The following is a 20,116-nucleotide window of genomic DNA, read 5'->3' as shown; positions in this document are numbered from 1 at the left end:
TAAAGAGTATTTCAATTAACTGTAGCAATAACAATATGAGGAGGTTCTCATTCATGTTAGAAGAAAGAAAAACGGTTCGTCCCGCGTTTGTGTTAAGTATGATAGGCGGTATGATTGCTTATTATATTGGCTCTGCTACTGGAACAGGTCAGGAATTTTTGCAAGCTTATTCTAGTCATGGCACGATTGGACTTTTGGGAATTTCAATATACCATATTTTTACAGCGGCCCTAGCTTTAACCGTTATTTTTGTCTGTAAAAAGTATCAATTGACTAACGCAAAGGAATGTTTTATCTGGTTTTGTGGAAAATACGTTGGCTCTGCCGTACATTTCTATACTGTCGCATTCGTGGTTTGCTTTATGGTGCAGCTTATATCCGGTGCAGGCAGTATGTTGACCCAGTATTATGGCATGCCTTATTATGCCGGTGCCGGTATTTTATCGCTGCTTTGTATCATGTCAGTCGTTTTTGGATTTAAAAAGGTTATTGATATTATCAGTAAAATTGCACCATTTATTTTAGTCGTGCTGATAATCAGTTTTGTTGCTAGTCTTATAAATCCTGTGGATGGTATTGAAGCTGGATCAGCCATTGCAAAATCCACCACGGAAATTTCCAGAATGCATCCCAACTGGTTTGTTTCTACGATTCTGCATTCCAGTTATATCATTCTATTTGTATTACCTTATTTTGTGAGTTGTTACATGATGGATCGTACGGCAACAATGAAAGAAACTACGTTGTGGGTGGTAATTTCTTTTATCGCGCTCACGGTACTGATTGCCTTAATGGTACTTTCTCAGATAGCTAATATAAGCATCATCATCGGCACTCCGGCTCCTAATTTGGCAATGACAACTTATCATGCTCCTAAAATGGCAGGTGTTCTGGTATTTTTAGTGGTTGCAGCTTCGTTTACCACAGCAGCACCAGTTGCTGTTATCGCAGCTGAATATTTCGCTGAGGCGGATACAAAGAAGTTTAAGATTATTGGTACTGTATTGGTATTGGCAGAATTTGCAGTAAGTTTCTTAGGATCATATGCCCAGATTATCAACATTTTAGTTTCTGTATCTGGTTGGGTTGGTGTTTTTGCTGTAATTGTTGCTGCGATTAACTGCATTTGCAGACTGACTGTGAATAAAAAAGTCTGATACTCTTTGGTATAATTTTAATTAGCCTGAATGCTGGAAGAACCAAGATAAGAGTTATGGGGATGTAAGAAAAACACTACTAACCTCTGGTCCAACAGATAGAAATCGCATATAAGGCTAGGCTTCGAGAGTAGGGTGGTCAAATCTAACGAGATGGAAAGGAAACAACGGAATCTCACAAAGTTTATAGAAGAGAAACCGGGACTCAACATCATTTGTTAATGTGTGCTGCGAAAATCCATATGATGATACTGATAATCAATTATTTTGAATCTGTAGAATGTAGTAGATATACTTCAAGAAAGACGAGGAGTGGAATTCTCTCCGTCTTTTTTGAGAACAACACTTATATTTCATTGCAGCGGGAGTTAAAAAAGATACTTGAAATGACCCAATACAGCGAGGGAGCAACCTGCATGGGACGCCAGTTATGTGAAAGTAAATGGAGATGCCAGGCTGCGTTTGGAGTTTTCGCGCTCATCCACTTCTTCCTACAATGGAATTGTCATGACTATGCTTAATCGGAAATGAGCCATCAACACTGCTCCAGCTGATCAAAACCACATTTAACCTGGATCAATTTGAAATTCAGTCAGGAACGATTACCCAAAAGAGTGACACAGAGTGGAATCATGTCTTGGAGGATGAAGAAATTTATAATAAGCCTTTCGGAGAAGATGTCGCTTTTTTCCCTCATCTTCATAGAGAGACCGGTCCGGGAATATCTTCTTTTGCTTTACGTCTGCCGCAAAAAGAAAAAGTGTGGGATCGCTTTGAGGTTTGGGCGGATAGTAATAAAACCAGCAAAGTTTTTAATGAGACAGGAACTCGAGAACCCAACCATATTTATGGCAGAGATGATAAGCTGCTTTGAGACAGAACGTCCAAACTGTGTGAAAGATGTTTATTGACTGGCTTCTGGATTGAAGGGAAGTGCAGTATCACAAGATATTCATAAGATTCGGTTGTTTAGTCCCTTAGAAGGTGAACTTTTTACCTATAATGAACGGGGACGGATTTGAATTGCCGGATATCCATTGGAGGCGGTAGATTTAATACAATTTCAGGAATCGATAAAAGAGGTGCTGCAGAACGAGGAGTGGATCAAGCGTCATCCCTGTGGTTTTGTGGAGCAATTAGAAAACAAGCGCTTGCGGCAGAAGGTAATTTTCAATGAGGCCGATGACCGAAGGGGGGAATGGCCGGCTTTGGGATGTTTTGGAAGTAAAAGCTATGGAGAACTTTAACCAGAAGAACTGGGGAAGGTGATTGAGCAGTGGAGGAGGCTTGCCGCCGCTGGCTGGGGATATCAGATTCGGAATATGGGGATAAGGACAGAAAGAGGTGAACTGTATTTAAACTTCTGGAGTAGCCGCCCGAACTTTTGTATTTTAACGGAAGAGCAACTAAAAGAGAATGGATTAGCGCAGCGTGAGGAACAGTCACATAGGCCAACAATGGGATAATGGGACCATACAGGAGAGGAGGTGATGGTGTTTGCTGAGGTAATAGAAAGGAGCAGATTAATATAACAGGGAGATGCTGATGGGAATCAGTGTCTTTTTTCTTTCACTTGCAAGAGAACAAAAAAGAAGGAGGCAGAGTTCCGGTCGGGAAAAAATATCTGACTCTTTTTTGAATGGATTTAGAGTAGAAAGCGATAGAGAGAGTAAAAATGGCGCCTGAAACTTCCGGCGAACGATTCAGAACCAGAATGTCTGTAGAATTAGATAAAAGTGTTGGCCCCGACTGCCTATCGGTATGAAAAGGGAGAAGGAACAGGAAAGGCGTCTGCCAGATGAACTGCTTGGCAAGCGTATTTTGTAATAATCCTAACTGTGAGGAAATAAGGAATATTTTGTACATTCGGCAAGAATACACAGATATATGCGTTGCATGTCTGTTCAAAGAGTGGTACAATCAAACAATACCCATTGTGAGCAGGACTGACAATTGCTTTTAGAAATTGCATTTTACCAGGAAATGGGACAGGCAGCGTTCGGTCAATAAAAATATTGAATATTAAATAAGCTATTTTATACTGGAGGTCAAAGATGGGAGAAAACAATGAGCTGAATGATCTGATTTACGAATACTATAGATCGCGTATCCTCTTTGGCATATACAGGTACGGCGAACAATTGAAGTCGATACCACAAATCTGCACTTTGTTTAGGGTGGCTCGGAATACCGTACAGATTGCGTTTAGCAGGCTGGAGAAGAATGATTATATAAAAACAGAACGAGGGAAAGTCGCCAGGGTCGTTTATCAGGGATCGGAAGAACAGTATAGGGAAAACATTGTAAAGTATTTTGCTCCGCGCAGGGATGGAATACTGGACTTTCATCTCAATGGTAATCTAATGTTTTTACCAATATGGGAAAAGGGCATGCAGAATCTAAAACTGGATATGCAGTATAACACAGGTGGGACGAATACAGAAGGGAAAGCCGCCTCAGAATCAACCATCCTGTATGCTGATGTTCTCAATACGTTTCAGAATGGATTAATGTTTGGGCTTTTTTGGCAATGCCTTCGTTATATCAACTATTTCTATCCGCCTAGAAATGATAGAAAGGCGAATTATGTAGTGGGAGATAGATTGTCAGTGGAAAAAGCAAACGACCTGAAACGAGTAACGGACGCCTATTATGAGCAGATTTATTTGAAAGTTATGGATTTTACTGAGTCAAACTGTGAAAAGTATCACCTGGAGCAGGAGGATCAGATTCCGTTTAAATGGACGATTTACCGGAAACGGCCGCAGGTGCGTTATACGCTGGCGTCCACCGTTATCCGAGAGATTCTATGGGATGTTTATCCGGTTGGAAGCTATCTGCCTTCGCTGCCTAAGATGGCGGAGCGGTATCAGGTCTCCTTAATTACAGTACGCCGGACTCTGGATGTACTGAATTCACTTGGAATAACCAGGACTTATATGGGAGTCGGGACAAAGGTCTGTCTGGAATCAACTGACATTGATATCATGGACAGAGCCGAAATCAGGGAAAACCTGCGCCTTCATGGAGAGGCAATGCAGCTACTGGCTTTGACGGTTTCCAATGTGACACACTATACATTGGAATCAGTTAAAAGAGAGGGACGGGAGGAACTGTTACAGACAATAGGAATGCTTCATGATAAAAAGAACTACATACTTTGCATTGATGTTCTTTTGAACTTCATCTCCAGTGAATGTCCCTCTGCATTTATACGGGAAAGCTATGGAAAATTAAGGGAACTTGCAGTCTGGGGGTATATTTTTTCGGCTGTATTAATGGCAGCCGGGCAGATGGAAACCAATTTGGATGGTTTTATCTGTCAGTTAGAAAATGATTTACGAACTGACGATTCAGCAGCATTTGCCGGTCATTGGCAATCTTTTATTGAAAAGTGGCTGTATTTCTTCCATAAAAAGTTTCCTTTATGGAATGCACCGCAAGATACCGCTGTCGGAGATAAGATGGGACTCCCGTCCAATAGCGCAGATATTAATAGCAAGAGAGAACCGGGAGCTTACCATAATGAATAAAGAAAGTAAATCCCCATTAAAATTATCAAAAATATCATTAATCATTTGTATTGCAGCCTTTTTATTTTCCGGAATTAGTATATTGATCACGTTTGAAATGAATCTTAATGCTCAGAGAATGTATGAACATCCTTATACGGTGTCAAACAGCGCCAGGGCAATGCGCTCACGTCTGTGGGATATGAAAAGTTTTTCCGGCATACTTTTATCCCATGCCTTTCAGTCTGAAGATGATAAAGATTCTTTCTTTCAGTCCCGTTATGGTGTGCAGAATGAGGAGATTGAAAATATCCGCAAGCTGTATCTGGGACCATCTGAGGATATAGATGCTTTAAAGGAGGCAATGGATGATCTGATAGAAGTTCAGACGAGGGCTGTTGGTTATACGGATATTCAGTCAGAGGATGAAGTCCGGGAATATATGGATGTAAATGTATATCCTTATTATGACCGTGTGAATGAGTGTCTGACAACAATCATTGATTTTGCGGATGCCAAGATATACAGTTTAAAAGTTCAGGTGCAAAAAGCCGGGCTTGTATCAACATTCATTTCTCTGATGATTGCCTTTTCAACGATTGGATTGACAATTTTGTCAAACAGACAGGAGCGGCACAATTTAGAAGTTATGGCTGCCAGAGAACATGATTTGCAGGATGCCCTATATACCGCCCAGCAATCTGGTAATGCCAAAAAAGATTTTCTTTCCCGGATGTCGCATGAAATTCGGACGCCTATGAACGTTATTGTAGGTATGACTGCGATTGCGGGAGCGAATCTGGATGATAGTAACAGGGTAAAGGACTGCCTCTCTAAAATTATACTTAGTTCTAAGCATCTGCTGGCACTGATTAACGACATACTTGATATGTCAAAAATAGAAGAAGGAAAACTATCGGTCAGCCATGAACAATTCGAATTGTCACAGCTGTTTGACTCGATTGTTCCTGCCATATACTCACAGGCAGCTGCCAAAGGCAGTGCGTTTGAATGCAAATTTGAAAATACAGTATCAGAAACCGTGATCGGGGATTCCCTCAGGGTCAGTCAGATTTTGCTTAACCTGCTTTCAAACGCGATAAAGTTTACACCTGCCGGAGGCACCATACGGTTGATTGTCAGTCAGGCGCCGGTCAAGGATGGGCATACTATGCTGACTTTCCATGTGGAGGATAACGGTATTGGCATGAGTGAAGAATTTTTACAGCATCTTTTTACCCCTTTTGAGCAGGAAGACGGGTCGATATCCAGGAAATATGGCGGCACTGGTTTGGGCATGGCCATTACGAAGAATCTGGTTGGTCTGCTTGGCGGGACAATCCGGGTAAAAAGCAAGCAGGGGGAGGGCACTGTATTTACAATAGAACTGCCGTTTGGAGTTTTGGAAGAAACGGATAAATCAGAAATTGGCTGCTGGGACGATCTCAAAGTGCTGGTAGTGGATGATGATGAGGGGACCTGTACCCATGCAAGCATGCTGCTAAGAGAAATGGGGATTGATGCGGATTGGGTTCAGCATGGCAGCGCAGCTGTCCAGATGGTTCTGAAGGCCCATGAGGAATACCGCGATTATGATGTATGCCTTATAGATTGGAAAATGCCGGATATGGACGGTATTGAAGTGACACGGCGTATCCGGGAAGAAATTGGACCTGATACGCTGGTTATTATTATCTCGGCTTATGATTGGGGTGAGATCGAGAATGAGGCAAAAGCAGCGGGGGCAAATGCCTTTATTGCCAAACCACTGTTTGAATCCTCCCTCTGCCATGCTCTATCATCTGTTGTCGGAAAAGACAGAGGTGAAGGCGAGGAATGCAAAGCACCAACTGTATCATTTGAAGGAAAACGGTTTCTTTTGGCGGAGGATAATGAACTGAACCGGGAAATTGCAGTAGAACTTTTGAAAGCAGCCGGTGCTGAAATTAACTGTACGGAAAATGGAAAAGAAGCGGTTGACTGTTTCAATGCCAGTGCAACAGGCTATTATGATCTTATATTAATGGACATACAAATGCCGGTTATGAATGGATACGAAGCAGCCAGAGCCATACGTCAAAGCAATCATGAGGATGCTGTCCTGATCCCGATTCTTGCCATGACAGCAAATGCATTTCATGAAGATGAAGAGGAGGCTTTGGCAGCAGGAATGAATGGCCATATTGCGAAGCCGATTGATGTAGGCATACTTTTTAGAACCATGTCTGAAGTGTTGAGATAGCGATTTAGTATCATCGCCGGGAGGGGACTATGTTGGAACATCTACAGGATATGAAAATAAGGGCCAGACTGTTGGTATCGTATGCAGTGATCATCGCCATATGTCTGGCGGCAAGTATTGCAGCGCTGTTTTTGCTGAATAAAATAGGTAATAATCTGTCCTCCTTCTATAATAATAATTATACTGTTACGGTTAATGTGTGGATGGCAAAAAGGGAAATGCAGGCTGCTCGGGCGGATATCCTTAATGCCATATTAGATTCAGACATGGACGATGCGAATGAAAATGTAACAAAAGCGAACAATCATCTTGGAAATATGCGTGCGGCATTCCCTGTAATCCGAAAATCATTCAAGGGGGATATTGCATTGGTGGATCAGGTTGATTCACTTTTAGAACAGGCTATCGTATATCGTGACCAGGTATTTGAATTGATTGAAGCAGATCAACGTGGGGAAGCCTATCAGGTCATGAAATTTAATTATATCCCGCGTCTGGATCAGATGTCGGATACTCTTCAGGAAATAGCAGATGTAGCAGGCCGGAATGCGAAGATCATGGTGGTGGAAGGGGAGCATGCGCAGACAGTTGCAACTGTCATAGTAATTGTCATCATGGTATTAAGTATTGTGTCAGCATTATTGTTTGGGCTTTATATTTCCAACGGCATCCGCAGGCCTGTAAATGAAATCGAGCATGCTGCCCAAAAACTGGCCGGAGGAGATTTGGATGGAGCACTTGTTACCTATACATCAAAAGACGAATTGGGAAAGATGTCGGACAGCATACGCGATTTGATTAGCTACCAGCATACGATTATTGAGGACATCAGCGGTTTACTTGGCTCCATGGCAGAAGGGGATTTCAAGGTTCAATCAAGCGTGAAGGAATACTACAGGGGACAGTATAGCCGTATCTTAATTTCCATGAGAGGACTTCGTGATAATCTTAGCAGTATCCTTTTGCAGATCGGCCATTCGGCAAAACAGGTTGCAGATGGCAGCGAACAGGTATCTACCGGAGCGCAGGCGCTTGCCATGGGGGCGGCAGAACAGGCAAGTTCAGTTGAAGAACTTGCAACAGCCGTACACAGTATATCTGAACGTGTAAGCGAAACAGCTGTGAATGCAAGTGATGCACGTGTCCAGACAGATCAGGCAGGTGTACAGGTTTCCACAAGCAGTAAAAATATGCAGGAAATGATTGAGGCAATGAAAGTAATCAGTGAAAAGTCCGATCAGATTTATAAAATCATAAAAACAATTGAGGACATTGCATTTCAAACAAATATTCTGGCTTTAAACGCTTCTGTGGAAGCGGCACGGGTAGGTGAGGCTGGGGCGGGATTTGCAGTAGTTGCAAAAGAAATCCGCAATCTGGCTGACAGGACATCGAAAGCGTCTAAAAATACAACAATATTAATAGAGGAATCAGCCGCAGCGGTTGAAGAAGGAGAAAAAGCAGCCTATGTAACAGCAGGTTCGCTGACACAGGTCGTGGAAAGTACAAAACAGGTGATAATGACCGTGGATAAGATAGCTGCCGCAACTAACTATCAAAGTGAATCTATTTCACATATTAGAACAGAGGTAGAGCAGATATCGGATGTAGTGCAAAGCAACTCCGCAACTTCGGAAGAGCTGGCTGCTGCCAGTGAAGAGCTTTCATCGCAGGCACAGGTACTGGAAGATCTGGTAAGCCGGTTTGAATTGTATGGATGAGATGTGTATAATCATTTTCCTAACGTTCCCTCGGTATATATATGATAAGAGAGTTGGACCAAATACTTAAAAATACTGTCAATTCCGCAGCACTAGAGATAAAGGCGTTTTCCGCCGGCTAAAGAAATACAACAAAGTGTATCTTAACCAGCGGAACATTCCAGGGGGATGGGGGACGTTATGAAAAAAGAAAACAAGAACCTGGCAATCGCTTTTGTTATAGCGACATTAGTCGTTTTATCGCTTGCGGTCAGTGTCTATATGAAACAACTCACCAAAACAACGGACGCTTCGGTTGTAGCTTCGATGCGGGAATTATCCAGACACGATATGCAGAACATTCAAAGTGAATTGGAAAATTCATGGGATTCCCTGTCTGCAGTATATACCAGAACGCAGACAAGCCAATGCGCGAATATACAGGAAGTCTGCAGTCGTTTAAATTTGGAGCAGATTTCAAATATATTTAATACAATCTATCTGGTGGATTCAGAGGGAAATACATACTCCAGCTCGAATGTGATTAAAAATGAAAGGGAAAAGGAGTACGTGTCGGAACTGCTCTCGAATCAAGATATAATTGTCATGCGTTATGACAATTTGGAGGTGTTAGAAACTCTTTCGGAAAGTCTTGTCTATGGCGTCCGGTGTGAGCCTTTTTGGGTGGAAGGTACTCAGTTTATCGGAATCATCGGTTTTTCAAAAATCAGCCTGATGGCAGAACGCCTCAAAATCGACAGTTTTGACGGGAGGGGATATACCGGAATCATTGACATAGACGGAAGTTATGTTGTCAACCGGGACCGCAGCGCGGGAATCGGGAAAATTGATAACTATTTTGAACAGTTACAGAAACGTGCAGGTGTGTCGGAACAGGATATTCAGGAGATTACCGCCCGAATAGGGCAGGGGGAAGAGTTCCTGCTGCACTTCAATTTTATAGATCAGGGTGCGCAGGTGGTATCCTTTATTCCAATGCCCGGTACAACGTGGAGTATTGTACTGACGGTTCCGCAGGAAGTGTTCCGGGAACAGACACGGCAGTTTGTACTCATGACAGTTGTGATGCTTGCGGTAGTTGTGATTGTTTTATGCTTAATGATGTTTGCGATTGTCCGTATCTCTCTGATTTCCGCAACGGCAAGAGCGGAAGCAAAATCCCGAGGAGAGTTTCTTTCGAACATGAGCCACGAGATCCGCACTCCGCTCAACGGAATCATCGGCCTGATCCATCTGATGCAGCAGAACATAGGGAATCCGGAACGGCTGTCCGGATATCTTAGCAAATCCGATTCAACTGCGAAATATCTGCTTTCACTGGTCAACGATATTCTGGATATGTCAAAACTTCAATCTGGGAAAATGGTGTTGGTACTAAAGCCATTTTCTGTTAATGAGCTGGTTTCTACGACAGAGTGCCTGATGCGCAGCCCCATGGAGGATAAGGGGATTGACTTCCGGGTTGAAACGAATCTCATTTGTTCCAGCCTTGTTGGAGATGATATGCGGATCAAACAGATCCTCGTCAATATTCTGGGGAATGCGGTAAAATTTACGCCGGAAGGCGGCTGTGTTACGATGCGGGTATTCCAGTCGGCTGAAGGCGAACGGATATTGACAACCTATCAGGTAGAAGACACCGGCTGCGGCATAAGCGTAGAATTCCAGCAAAAGATATTTAATTCGTTTAGCCAGGAACGCAGTGGTATTTCTCAGGGACGCCAGGGGACAGGCCTTGGTATGTCCATCAGTTCGCTGCTGGCAAAACAAATGGGAGGTATGCTGACCGTCACAAGCCGGCTTGGTGAGGGAAGCTGCTTTACCTTTACTCTGGTGTCAGAGATTGCACCGGAAGAATTGGGGAGTGCCGGTGGGGAAGATAATATACTTCAAAACCGAGAAAATAAGAAAAAACTGCATATTCTGATAGCCGAAGACAACGATTTAAATGCTGAAATCCTTATGGAAATTTTGGCTGCATCGGGTTTTACTGCAGTACGGGCCGCAGATGGGGGTGAAACAGTTGAACTATTTGAGAAATCCCTGCCATATGAGTTTGACATTATCCTGATGGATGTGCAAATGCCCGTGCGAAATGGTTTTGAGGCGACAAAAGTCATCCGCGGGTTAAAACGCCCAGATGCAAAGACGGTTATCATCTACGCCTGTACGGCCAATACATTTAGAGAGGATCAGGAACGGGCAAGGGATGTTGGAATGGATGGCTTCATTGCAAAACCAATCGATGTAAGCAAGTTGATGCAGAAACTTAACGGGAAAATAGGAGAGAAGAAATGAAAAATTGGAGACGGATTGTTACGTGGGGAATATTCTTTGTTATGCTTTCGGGCGCGCTCGCCGGATGCAAAACACAGGAAGCAGAGAAGAAGCAGATTACACTGAGGATAAAGCTCCCTCCATTGACAGTGGCCAATGCAGACACAGGTGTTACTGACTCCTATGAGGTGTTAAACCAAGCGGGCGAGGAGTTCGCCGCCCAGTATACAGACTATGATGTCACGGTGGAGGTGGTGAAATTCGCCTACACGGAGGAGGACGAATATATTACCGGCTGCTTTGATACGGATCATGCAGTGGACGTTCTTTTTGAAGGCTATTTTAATATGGCGGGATATATACATACTGGCCGCGTGGTACCGCTGGACGATATCATCACGGAGGAATTACGGGCAGATGTTGACGACATGCTCTGGAAGATGAGCCAGATGGACGGCAAGACCTATATGCTGCCCTATTACAGCCTTCAAAACACGCTGATTTATAATAAGAATCTGTTCCGTCAATGCGGGCTGGCAGAGTATATTGGAGAGGAAGGCACGATACAGAGCTGGACACCGGAGGAGTGGGAGGACATTCTCGCCACATTGGCCGAAAAGCTGCCAGAGATGACCTATCCCATGCTGATGTATGCCAAGAACGATCAGGGTGACACGCATATCATGACTTTACTGCGCAGCAAGGGAAGTCCTTTCTTTAACGAAAACGGCCGTTTTAATCTCAATACAAAAGAAGGGATTGCAGCCCTTCAATGGATTGCGGATTCTTACCAAAAGGGTTATTTCCCCGCCGGCTGTGAGAACATGGAGATTATTGACTGCAGCAATCTGTTTACAAATAACCAGCTTGCCATATATATGGCAAACAGTGCCACGCTGCCTGGGATGGACAGGCATTCGACCGGGGTTGCCAATTTCCCCAGCCCAGATGGAAAAGGATATAATACATCGTTTGTCACCGGCTTTGAGATTTTTGACAATGGGGATCCGGAAAAAGTCCAGGCAGCCAAGGATTTCCTTCGTTATTTTATATCCAATGAGGAACTTATGAATTATGCGCAGGTCGGTATTCCCGCCAGCAATGCCACGGCAGAACGTGTGAGTAAGCACATTTTTATGCAGGAGGCATATAACGCAAACACAGGCAACACGGTAGACTTCACTGCCAATAACCCAAACTGGCGCGGTGTGCGCGATGTATTTTATACGCATATCCATGAACTGCTCGCCGGAACCAAAACGCCGCAGGAAGCAGCCGAGGCGCTTGATGCGGATTGTAATGCGGCGATAGAGACAGGCTGGGAAAACAGTAAACTGCACGAGTAAACCGTTGCCAGAACCTGAAGAGAGGATGATCCAAACCGGGAAGCAGTGGGAGGCAAAAGATGGAACGGATTTTAATCGTGGAAGACGAAGTGAAAATCAGGGACGAATTGAGTTCTGCCCTGGAAAAGAAAGGATATTTCTGCTGCGTGATTGAGAATTTTGAGCATGTGGCGCAGCAGATAGCAAAAGAGGCCCCGGATTTGGTGCTGCTTGATCTGAATCTGCCGGTGCAGGATGGATTTTCCATCTGCCAGGAGGTGCGAAAGACCCAGGATGTTCCCATTATTGTGGTGACCAGTTCCGACAGTGACCTGGACGAGCTGATGAGCCTGAATCTGGGGGCGGACGACTTTATTACGAAACCTTATAATATGCATATCCTGCTTGCCCACATTTCGTCAGTTCTGAATCGTGCCTATGGCAAAAGAAAGTCTCTGGTGTTGAATCACAGAGGACTTTCCCTTGATATTTTAAAAGGGAAAGCCTCCTATCAGGGAATAGAAGTGGATCTTACGAAAAATGAGCTGGGTATTTTGAAAACCCTGATGGAAAATCCGGGGATCATCATTTCAAGAAATGATTTAATCTGCCAGCTGTGGGAGATGGAGGAGTTTGTGGAGGACAGCACGCTGACCGTAAACATAAACCGGCTTCGAAAGAAGTTGGCGGAGCTGGGATTGGAGGACTATCTGATTACCAAACGAGGGCTGGGGTATCTGATATGAAGATTTCAGAATATATCCGGGATCAATGGATTGCCATCTGGATTTCTGTTTTAACGGCTTTTTTCACGGGACAGTTCCTCTATATTATGGGAACGCAGTTACCAGTTATCATTGCGGTGGAAAGTCTGTTCCTTTTGGGTGTCTTTCTCTGCGGGGCCTGGGACTGTTTTCGGAAAAAAAGATATTATGATCAGGTGGAACGGGTATGGGAGCAGCTGGAAGAAAAAAATTATCTGTCGGAGATTCTCTTTGTTCCCGGCTTTTATGACGGAAAGCTTTTATATGAGATTTTGAAAAAGGATGAAAAGTTTTTAAACGACATCATTGCCAGGCAGCAGCTGGAAATGATTGAGTATAAGGATTATATTCAGACCTGGAGCCACGAAATTAAGACACCGATCGCAGTAGAGCGGCTGATTATAGAAAATCATAAAAGCCCCGTTATGTCAAGTCTGGAGGAGGAAGTGGGAAAGATAGAGGCCTATGTGGAGCAGATGCTCTATTACAGCAAGAGTGGAAGTCTGGAGGCCGATTATCTGATTCAATCAGTCAATGTGAAACACCTGATTATGGGAGTGGTTTCTAAAAACAGGAAGATGATGGTGGAGTCTTCAGTCCTACCGAAATTTGGGGAGCTGGATTATGAGATCCTGACAGATATCAAATGGATGGATTTTATATTTGGCCAGCTTATCACGAATTCTGTGAAATACCGTGATTCAGGCAAAAAATCCTGGATATATTTTAATGCCCGGGAGGAAGACGGCGGGATGCTTGCTGTAACCGTATCGGACAATGGAATCGGAATCCCTGAGCAGGATGTCCCGCGCGTATTTCAAAAGGGCTTTACCGGAGAGAATGGACATACTCATCAGAAGTCCACAGGGATGGGACTGTATCTGTGCAAAAACCTGTGTGATAAAATGGACATAAGGCTGGAAATCGCTTCCGAATGGGGAAAGGGGACCTCATTTATGTTCCATATAAAAAGAAGCAGATGAAAGACGGACACGCCGGATCGGGAGGTAAGAGAAGAAAAATCAGAAACAAACAACAGAACAGGAAAACGACAGAGAAGATAAATCAGGATTCAGCTTAGGGTATGCCGCGTCAGACGGACACCCTGATGCGGATCCTTTTTTATTATGGAAATCATTTACAATATTAACATTACAAAAATGTAATTTTAATGTTATGGAGAAAAATGGCACATCGTTCAGGCTTGTGTTAGACTGTGGTCAACAACAGAAAGTAAGAAGAGAAAGGGAGCGCAGATGATGAATCCAATCTTGACAGTAAATAATCTGGAAAAAATCTATAAGAATAAAGGAAGTCTGACAAGGGCGATAAGCCATATCAGCTTTGAGGTGGAAAAAGGGGAATATATCGGGATAATGGGGGCTTCCGGAAGTGGAAAAACGACACTTTTAAATTGCATCTCCACCATCGACCATGCTACGGCCGGACAGATATGCATCCATGGAATCGAAGTGACAAAAATGAGGGAAAAAAGCCTGGCCAAGTTCCGAAGGGAAGAGTTGGGATTTATTTTTCAGAATTTTAATCTTTTGGATACCCTGACCGGGCGGGATAACATTGCTTTGGCTCTGTTAATCTGTGGAATGCCGCCGCTGCGGATCGAAGAGAAGGTCAATGATATTTCAAAAGAATTGGGAGTTGGAGAAATCATAGACAAATATCCCTATGAAATGTCCGGCGGACAGCAGCAGAGGGTGGCCTGCGCCAGAGCGGTTGTTACGGAGCCATCGCTAATCCTGGCGGACGAGCCCACAGGAGCCCTGGATTCCCGTTCCGCTGGAATGCTGCTGGAATGCCTCCGGCTTTTAAATGAAGAAAAAGAGGCCACAATCCTGATGGTGACGCACGATGCATTCACGGCCAGCCATTGTAAACGGATTCTGTTTTTAAAAGATGGAAAAATATTTAATGAACTGATCCGGGGAAAAGCATCGAGAAAAGAATTTTTTGACCGGATTATGCAGGTGGTTTCCCTGTTGGGAGGTGATAAAGGCCATGTTATCTAAGAAAAAAGCATCGCAGAAAATACTGAGACAGCTTGCAGCCCGAAATGTTAAAAAAAAGTGCCGAGGATTATCTGATCTACTTTTTTACGCTTACGTTTGCCGTCTGCCTTTTCTATACCTTTAACTCCATAGAGGTCCAGTTCATGTCACTCAAGCTTCCGGACACCTATAATTTCCTGGAAGCGGCAAAGAGCGTTATGAGAGGATGTTCCGTTTTCGTTTGCCTGATCATCGGATTCCTGATTATCTATTCAAATAGTTTTTTGATGAAACGCAGGAAAAGAGAATTTGCCATTTATGGGGTTCTGGGTATGGAACAGAAGGACATCGGCCGCCTGCTTACCAGGGAGACAGTCCGAATTGGAGGGTTTTCTCTGCTGTGCGGTCTGCCTCTTGGCATTGCGGTTTCCCAGCTATTAGCCATGGCAACTGCCAAACTTGCCTATGGAAGCGTGGAAAAATACACTTTTGTATTCTCGGCAGAAGCATTGGCATACGCAGTTTTTTTCTTTGTTCTGACTTTTGTGGTGGTACACGTGTTCCGGCTTAGGGAACTGCGGAAAATGCAGCTGGTCGATCTGCTGCAGGCAGAACGGAAAAACGAGGAGATACCGGAAAAAGGGAATGTGGGAATTCTTCTGTTTTCTTTCTCCCTCCTTTTAACAGGCGCCGGATATTGGGTGATATTTGCCTGGAAAAACGTTGATTTTTTTAAGACCACGGCCGTTTTCAGCGCTTTGATTGCGGTTGGCACACTGCTGCTATTTTTGTCTGCCGCACCGCTCGTGCTAAAGATTTTAAAGAAAAAAAAGCGATTTTATTATCGGAACCTCAACCTGTTTGTGGTAAACCAGCTGGGAAGCAGAATGAAAAAAGAAGGTTTTTCGCTTGCTGTGGTCTGCATTTTAATGTATTTTTCCGTCTCTGTAATGGGGATAGGAACAGGGCTGGGACAGAGCTTTATCTCTGAAAAAAGTAAAATGGCGCCCTATGACTTGAGTGTCGTTTACTATTATGGTGGTATCGGAAAAAATGACGAAGCATTAAAGCGCGGTACAATAAAAGAAAGCCTGGAGATGCAGAATGCAGAAACCGCAGATTTTCTGGGAAACACAGGGGAATTGACTATTTATGAACATGACAATCTTACATCGGCGATGATGTTTGGAAATTTTGAGACAAAATCCAAGCTGCAGATACCGTTAACCGGCAATGTGCCGATAGAGATTGTGGGAGTGGACGATTATAACCAAATCAGAGCCCTGCAGGGAAAACCTCAGGTTGTGCTGGGGGAATCAGAGTATGCCCTGACGTACAATGAACCATCGGCGGAAAAAATGCTCAAAAGTTATATGGAACAGGGAAAAACACTCTCTATTGCAGGTGCCGAGCTCTCCCTGAAGAAAGACGGTCTGTACCGCCAGACTATTTATAACCGTAATGTCTATCTGGATTTTGGAACGCTGATTGTCCCCCAGAAAATTGCAGAAAAGAACAGTCCGGTCATGAAAGTTATGGACGCTATCCTTACCGGAGAAAAAGAGGACGGCTATCAGGCCATTCACCGTGATGAGATGCAGAGGAGGCTAAGGGATTTCTTATTCCAGAGCCGGGAAGACCTGTTCATTGAATTTCTGTCCGATCAGGTTATGGTCACTTATCTGGGGATCTATTTGGGAATTACTTTTTTGGTAACAGCCGGAGCGGTATTGGCGCTGCAGCAGCTGACCCAGACCACAGATAATGAAACGTATTACGGCCTGCTTTATAAATTGGGAGCCGGAACCGGTACAATGAAAAAGGCGCTGAAAGCGCAGCTGGGAATCTATTTTGGACTGCCCCTATTTGTAGCGGCTATCCATTCCGGGATTACCATATATGGGATCTACCGGGGAGTGCCCTACCTGTCTGCATGGGATATTGCCCAGAATGTTTTATTCGCAGCCGGACTGGCGGTGACAATGTACAGTATTTATTTCATCACAACGTATGCAGGATGCAAACGGATTTTAAAACTATAACTATTAAAAAAATACAAAAAGGAGAAAAAAGATGAAGAAAAAAGTATGGTTTGGAATAATCGCAGCAGCAATGTTAATGGCATGTGCCGGATGTTCGAAAAAAGCAAAATCAGAAGTAGTCCCGAACGATTTATTTGCAAATCTGAAAACCGTGGATTTCGAGGGAAATGAGGTCACTGCGGATATTTTTAAAGAAAATGATTTGACGGTTATCAATACCTGGGCAACCTGGTGCGGACCGTGTGTCGGTGAGATGCCGGAGCTGCAGGAAGTATCAAATGAACTGGAAAAAGAAGGTACAAAAGTAGCAATCAAGGGTCTGGTAATAGAAGATGGAGATAAAGGGATTCAGGCAGGCCTCTCCGAGGACGAACGGAAAAATGTGCAGGAAGTTTTAGACGCCACCAAAGCCACATACCAGCAGCTGCTGGTTTCAGAGGATTTAACCGCTTCCGCGCTCAGCAAACAGGCAGGCTTTCCTACAACCTATTTTGTGGATGGCAATGGGAAACTGGTAGGCGATCCGCTGACCGGCTCCCAGGACAAAGCAGGATGGCAGAAAATCATTGAAAAACGACTGGAGGAAGTGAAAAGTGAAAAATAAACTGTTCAAAAACCGATGGGCAGTCACCATGCTGGCGGCCGGCCTGATGTTTATTGCGGCCGGCGTATACCGGCAGGAAGCCGGCACAGTCTTAACAAAAGCGGCGGCAATTTGCCTGGAATGTATTGGAATCGGATAAAGAGGGAGGAAAGGGTATGGAACTGATAGCACGGCTGAAGAACAATATCCGTCTGGCAGTGCAGATTTGCTTTACTGCTCTGACCAACGGCTATATGAATGGATATTTGGAAGGGACGATTTACAAGGGGACGGGAAAACGGTTTTGCGTTCCCGGATTAAACTGCTATTCTTGTCCCGGAGCATTTGGCGCTTGTCCGATCGGTTCTCTCCAGGCGGTATTGAACAGTCCGCATTACAAATTTTCGTTTTATATCATCGGGTTTCTGATGGCAGTGGGAGCTTTCTTCGGTCGTTTTGTGTGCGGCTGGCTCTGCCCTTTCGGCCTCGTTCAGGATTTATTACATAAAATCCCGCTGTTTCGTAAATTAAAGAAATCGCCTGGAGACCGCTACCTGAAATTTCTTAAGTACGTGATTTTGATTGTATTTGTCATCCTTCTTCCGGTTACCGTCACGAATATTGTCGGGGGCGGTACGCCATGGTTCTGCAAACTGATTTGCCCATCGGGAACACTGCTGGGAGGTATCCCGCTGGCGTTACTAAATCCCTCGCTTCGTTCCGGTCTGGGGCTTCTCTTTAGCTGGAAAGTATTTGTACTGGCTGCAGTGTCAGTCTGGGCTGTCAAAGTATACCGGCCATTCTGCCGCTATCTTTGCCCTCTGGGGGCGGTTTACAGTCTGTTCAACCCGATTGCCCTATACCGGTTTGAGGTGAATCAGGAGAGATGTACCAAATGCGGGGCCTGTCGCAAAGCCTGTCCTATGGATCTGCCGGTTCACGAAATTCCCAATAATCTGGAATGTATACGTTGCGGAAAGTGCTTAAAGGCATGTAAAAATCATTCCCTTCACAGTACCTTTTCAAATGAGTGAGAGTCGAGCGAGGTGGACTCTTTCACTTATTCCGGCACAAACGTTGTGCGGAACAATAGTGATGAAATTTACATAAAGCTTCCGCTTTCCGGTGAGCAAAGATTTGTCATGCGCTATGACGAATTGGATATTTTGGAAGCCATAAGAGAAAGCCTTGTGTATGGCATCCGTTGCGACCCATTTCAGGTGGATGGCGTAGAATTTATTGGGATTGTTGGATTTGCAAAGATTAATATGATTGAGGAGCGCCTGAAGATTGACAGCTTTGATGGGCGGGGCTATACGGGTATTATTGGCAACAGTGGGAATTACGTTGTAAACCGAAACCGCGGGGCTGGAATTGGAAAGATTGATAACTATTATGAAGGGCTTCGGGAAAGTGCCGGCTTTTCGGAAATAGAGATCGAATCGATAATAGCCCGGATGGACCGAGGTGAATCGTTTCTTGGAAACTCTGTCAAGTACACGCAGAATGATGGTCGGGTCATCCTGCCCCTGAAATTTACCCACTAAAAAGAAAAAAGATGGCTAACGACAACCATCTTTCTCTCCGTTCCATGTTATAATGGAACTATGCTAAAACAAGATTATTATAACGACTTTTTTGAAATTGGGCAAAAATTAACTTCAGTTTCTTTCAATTGGGACTATCCGATGACGATCCAGTCTATACCCTAAAAAACGTAATGGAGGAATTAGATTTTTCAGGCCTGCTGGCCTGTTATTCAGATAAGGGAAGAACCGGGTTTAACCCAATCATGCTGTATGCTGTTGTTACCTATGCAGACATGCGCGGGGTCAGGGTTATTGACCGTATGGTAGACTTATGCCAGAGAGATCTCGCCTTTATCTGGCTGACCAAAGGGCAGAAGCCCCAGAGAGATGTTTTTTATGATTTTAAAGGAAAAAAACTGACGGGAGAAGTCCTGGATGAACTGAATTACCAGTTCATGCGCCGTCTGGAAAAGGAAGGCCTTATCTCGCTGAAAGAGCTTTACATCGATGGAACAAAGGTCATCTTGCCGGTCTGCTGGACACGATCGATGCTCTTTACACAAAGTATAATACATTTCTGCTTGAAAACGGATATGGCCCCAAATACAATCTCGGAAATGCCCGGATGTTTGTGATTGAAGGAATGGACAAAGTCCGTAAAGTCATTGAAGAAAACAGGAAACGGAAACTGACAAAACATAAGAAGATCTCCAATAACACCATCATTGAGATTGATTACTGTTCTCCGCTTGAGATCCGGAAACTGCAGAAGAACCTGATGCAGATCGCACAGGGAGAAGACATCGGATTCGTTTATGGGAAAGGTAAGCATAAACCGGAGATCCAGAAGCTTTACGAGGAACTGGAAGAATGCGGGACCCGTCTGATGGAGTATAAGGAATGCTTTGAGATCATGGGGAAAGGCCGCAACAGCTGTTCCAAAACAGACATGGAAGCA

At 44.2% G+C, this 20,116-nt stretch carries 15 protein-coding genes and 1 pseudogene; all 16 read left to right on the top strand.

Going from position 1 to position 20,116, the window contains the following annotated elements; translation table 11 throughout:
* Positions 1-53: 53 nt before the first annotated feature.
* Positions 54-1,157, top strand: coding sequence for a hypothetical protein (locus HMPREF9469_RS00080; protein WP_007857845.1), 1,104 nt, complete (start codon positions 54-56; stop codon positions 1,155-1,157).
* Between the two features lie 637 nt (positions 1,158-1,794).
* Entirely contained in the window at positions 1,795-2,031 is a 237-nt protein-coding gene (locus HMPREF9469_RS00070) for a hypothetical protein (RefSeq protein WP_157140245.1), read from the top strand.
* A gap of 1,180 nt (positions 2,032-3,211) precedes the next feature.
* Entirely contained in the window at positions 3,212-4,690 is a 1,479-nt protein-coding gene (locus HMPREF9469_RS00065; RefSeq protein ID WP_007857842.1) for a GntR family transcriptional regulator, read from the top strand.
* Complete coding sequence (locus tag HMPREF9469_RS00060; RefSeq protein ID WP_007857841.1) at positions 4,683-6,911, top strand: response regulator; 2,229 nt, start codon at positions 4,683-4,685, stop codon at positions 6,909-6,911. Before HMPREF9469_RS00065 ends, HMPREF9469_RS00060 begins: the two co-directional genes overlap by 8 nt.
* Before the next feature lie 29 nt (positions 6,912-6,940).
* Positions 6,941-8,632, top strand: a complete 1,692-nt coding sequence (locus tag HMPREF9469_RS00055) for a methyl-accepting chemotaxis protein (RefSeq protein ID WP_007857840.1) — start codon at positions 6,941-6,943, stop codon at positions 8,630-8,632.
* A gap of 180 nt (positions 8,633-8,812) precedes the next feature.
* Positions 8,813-10,930: a hybrid sensor histidine kinase/response regulator gene (locus HMPREF9469_RS30445; protein WP_007857839.1), complete on the top strand. Its 2,118-nt coding sequence runs from the start codon at positions 8,813-8,815 to the stop codon at positions 10,928-10,930.
* Positions 10,927-12,255, top strand: coding sequence for an ABC transporter substrate-binding protein (locus HMPREF9469_RS00045; protein ID WP_007857838.1), 1,329 nt, complete (start codon positions 10,927-10,929; stop codon positions 12,253-12,255). The genes HMPREF9469_RS30445 and HMPREF9469_RS00045 overlap by 4 nt, the downstream gene beginning before the upstream one ends.
* Positions 12,256-12,314: 59 nt before the next feature.
* Positions 12,315-12,980 carry a response regulator transcription factor gene (locus tag HMPREF9469_RS00040; protein ID WP_007857837.1) on the top strand — a complete coding sequence of 222 codons (666 nt, stop codon included), beginning with the start codon at positions 12,315-12,317 and terminating at the stop codon, positions 12,978-12,980.
* On the top strand, positions 12,977-13,981 hold the full coding sequence (locus HMPREF9469_RS00035) for a sensor histidine kinase (protein ID WP_007857835.1): 1,005 nt from the start codon (positions 12,977-12,979) through the stop codon (positions 13,979-13,981). The genes HMPREF9469_RS00040 and HMPREF9469_RS00035 overlap by 4 nt, the downstream gene beginning before the upstream one ends.
* A gap of 276 nt (positions 13,982-14,257) precedes the next feature.
* Complete coding sequence (locus HMPREF9469_RS00030) at positions 14,258-15,025, top strand: ABC transporter ATP-binding protein (protein ID WP_040414798.1); 768 nt, start codon at positions 14,258-14,260, stop codon at positions 15,023-15,025.
* 44 nt (positions 15,026-15,069) lie between these two features.
* A complete protein-coding gene (locus tag HMPREF9469_RS00025; protein WP_040414797.1) occupies positions 15,070-17,046 on the top strand; it encodes an FtsX-like permease family protein in 1,977 nt (658 codons plus the stop codon).
* A 31-nt stretch (positions 17,047-17,077) separates the two neighbouring features.
* Positions 17,078-17,650, top strand: a complete 573-nt coding sequence (locus HMPREF9469_RS00020; RefSeq protein WP_007857832.1) for a TlpA family protein disulfide reductase — start codon at positions 17,078-17,080, stop codon at positions 17,648-17,650.
* The gene (locus HMPREF9469_RS31850) at positions 17,640-17,789 is read left to right on the top strand and encodes a CD1871A family CXXC motif-containing protein (protein WP_007857830.1); all 150 of its coding nucleotides are present in this window, start codon (positions 17,640-17,642) and stop codon (positions 17,787-17,789) included. The genes HMPREF9469_RS00020 and HMPREF9469_RS31850 overlap by 11 nt, the downstream gene beginning before the upstream one ends.
* A gap of 16 nt (positions 17,790-17,805) precedes the next feature.
* Positions 17,806-18,663, top strand: coding sequence for a 4Fe-4S binding protein (locus HMPREF9469_RS00015; RefSeq protein ID WP_007857828.1), 858 nt, complete (start codon positions 17,806-17,808; stop codon positions 18,661-18,663).
* Positions 18,664-18,771: 108 nt separating this feature from the next.
* Positions 18,772-19,176, top strand: a complete 405-nt coding sequence (locus tag HMPREF9469_RS00010) for a hypothetical protein (RefSeq protein ID WP_040414791.1) — start codon at positions 18,772-18,774, stop codon at positions 19,174-19,176.
* A 60-nt stretch (positions 19,177-19,236) separates the two neighbouring features.
* A pseudogene (locus tag HMPREF9469_RS34155) lies at positions 19,237-20,116 on the top strand (transposase); the annotation flags it as partial.

Source organism: [Clostridium] citroniae WAL-17108, assembly GCF_000233455.1.
Lineage (GTDB): Bacteria > Bacillota > Clostridia > Lachnospirales > Lachnospiraceae > Enterocloster > Enterocloster citroniae.
The sequence above is the reverse complement of the archived record's forward strand: the minus strand, read 5'-3'. Positions and strand labels throughout refer to the sequence as shown.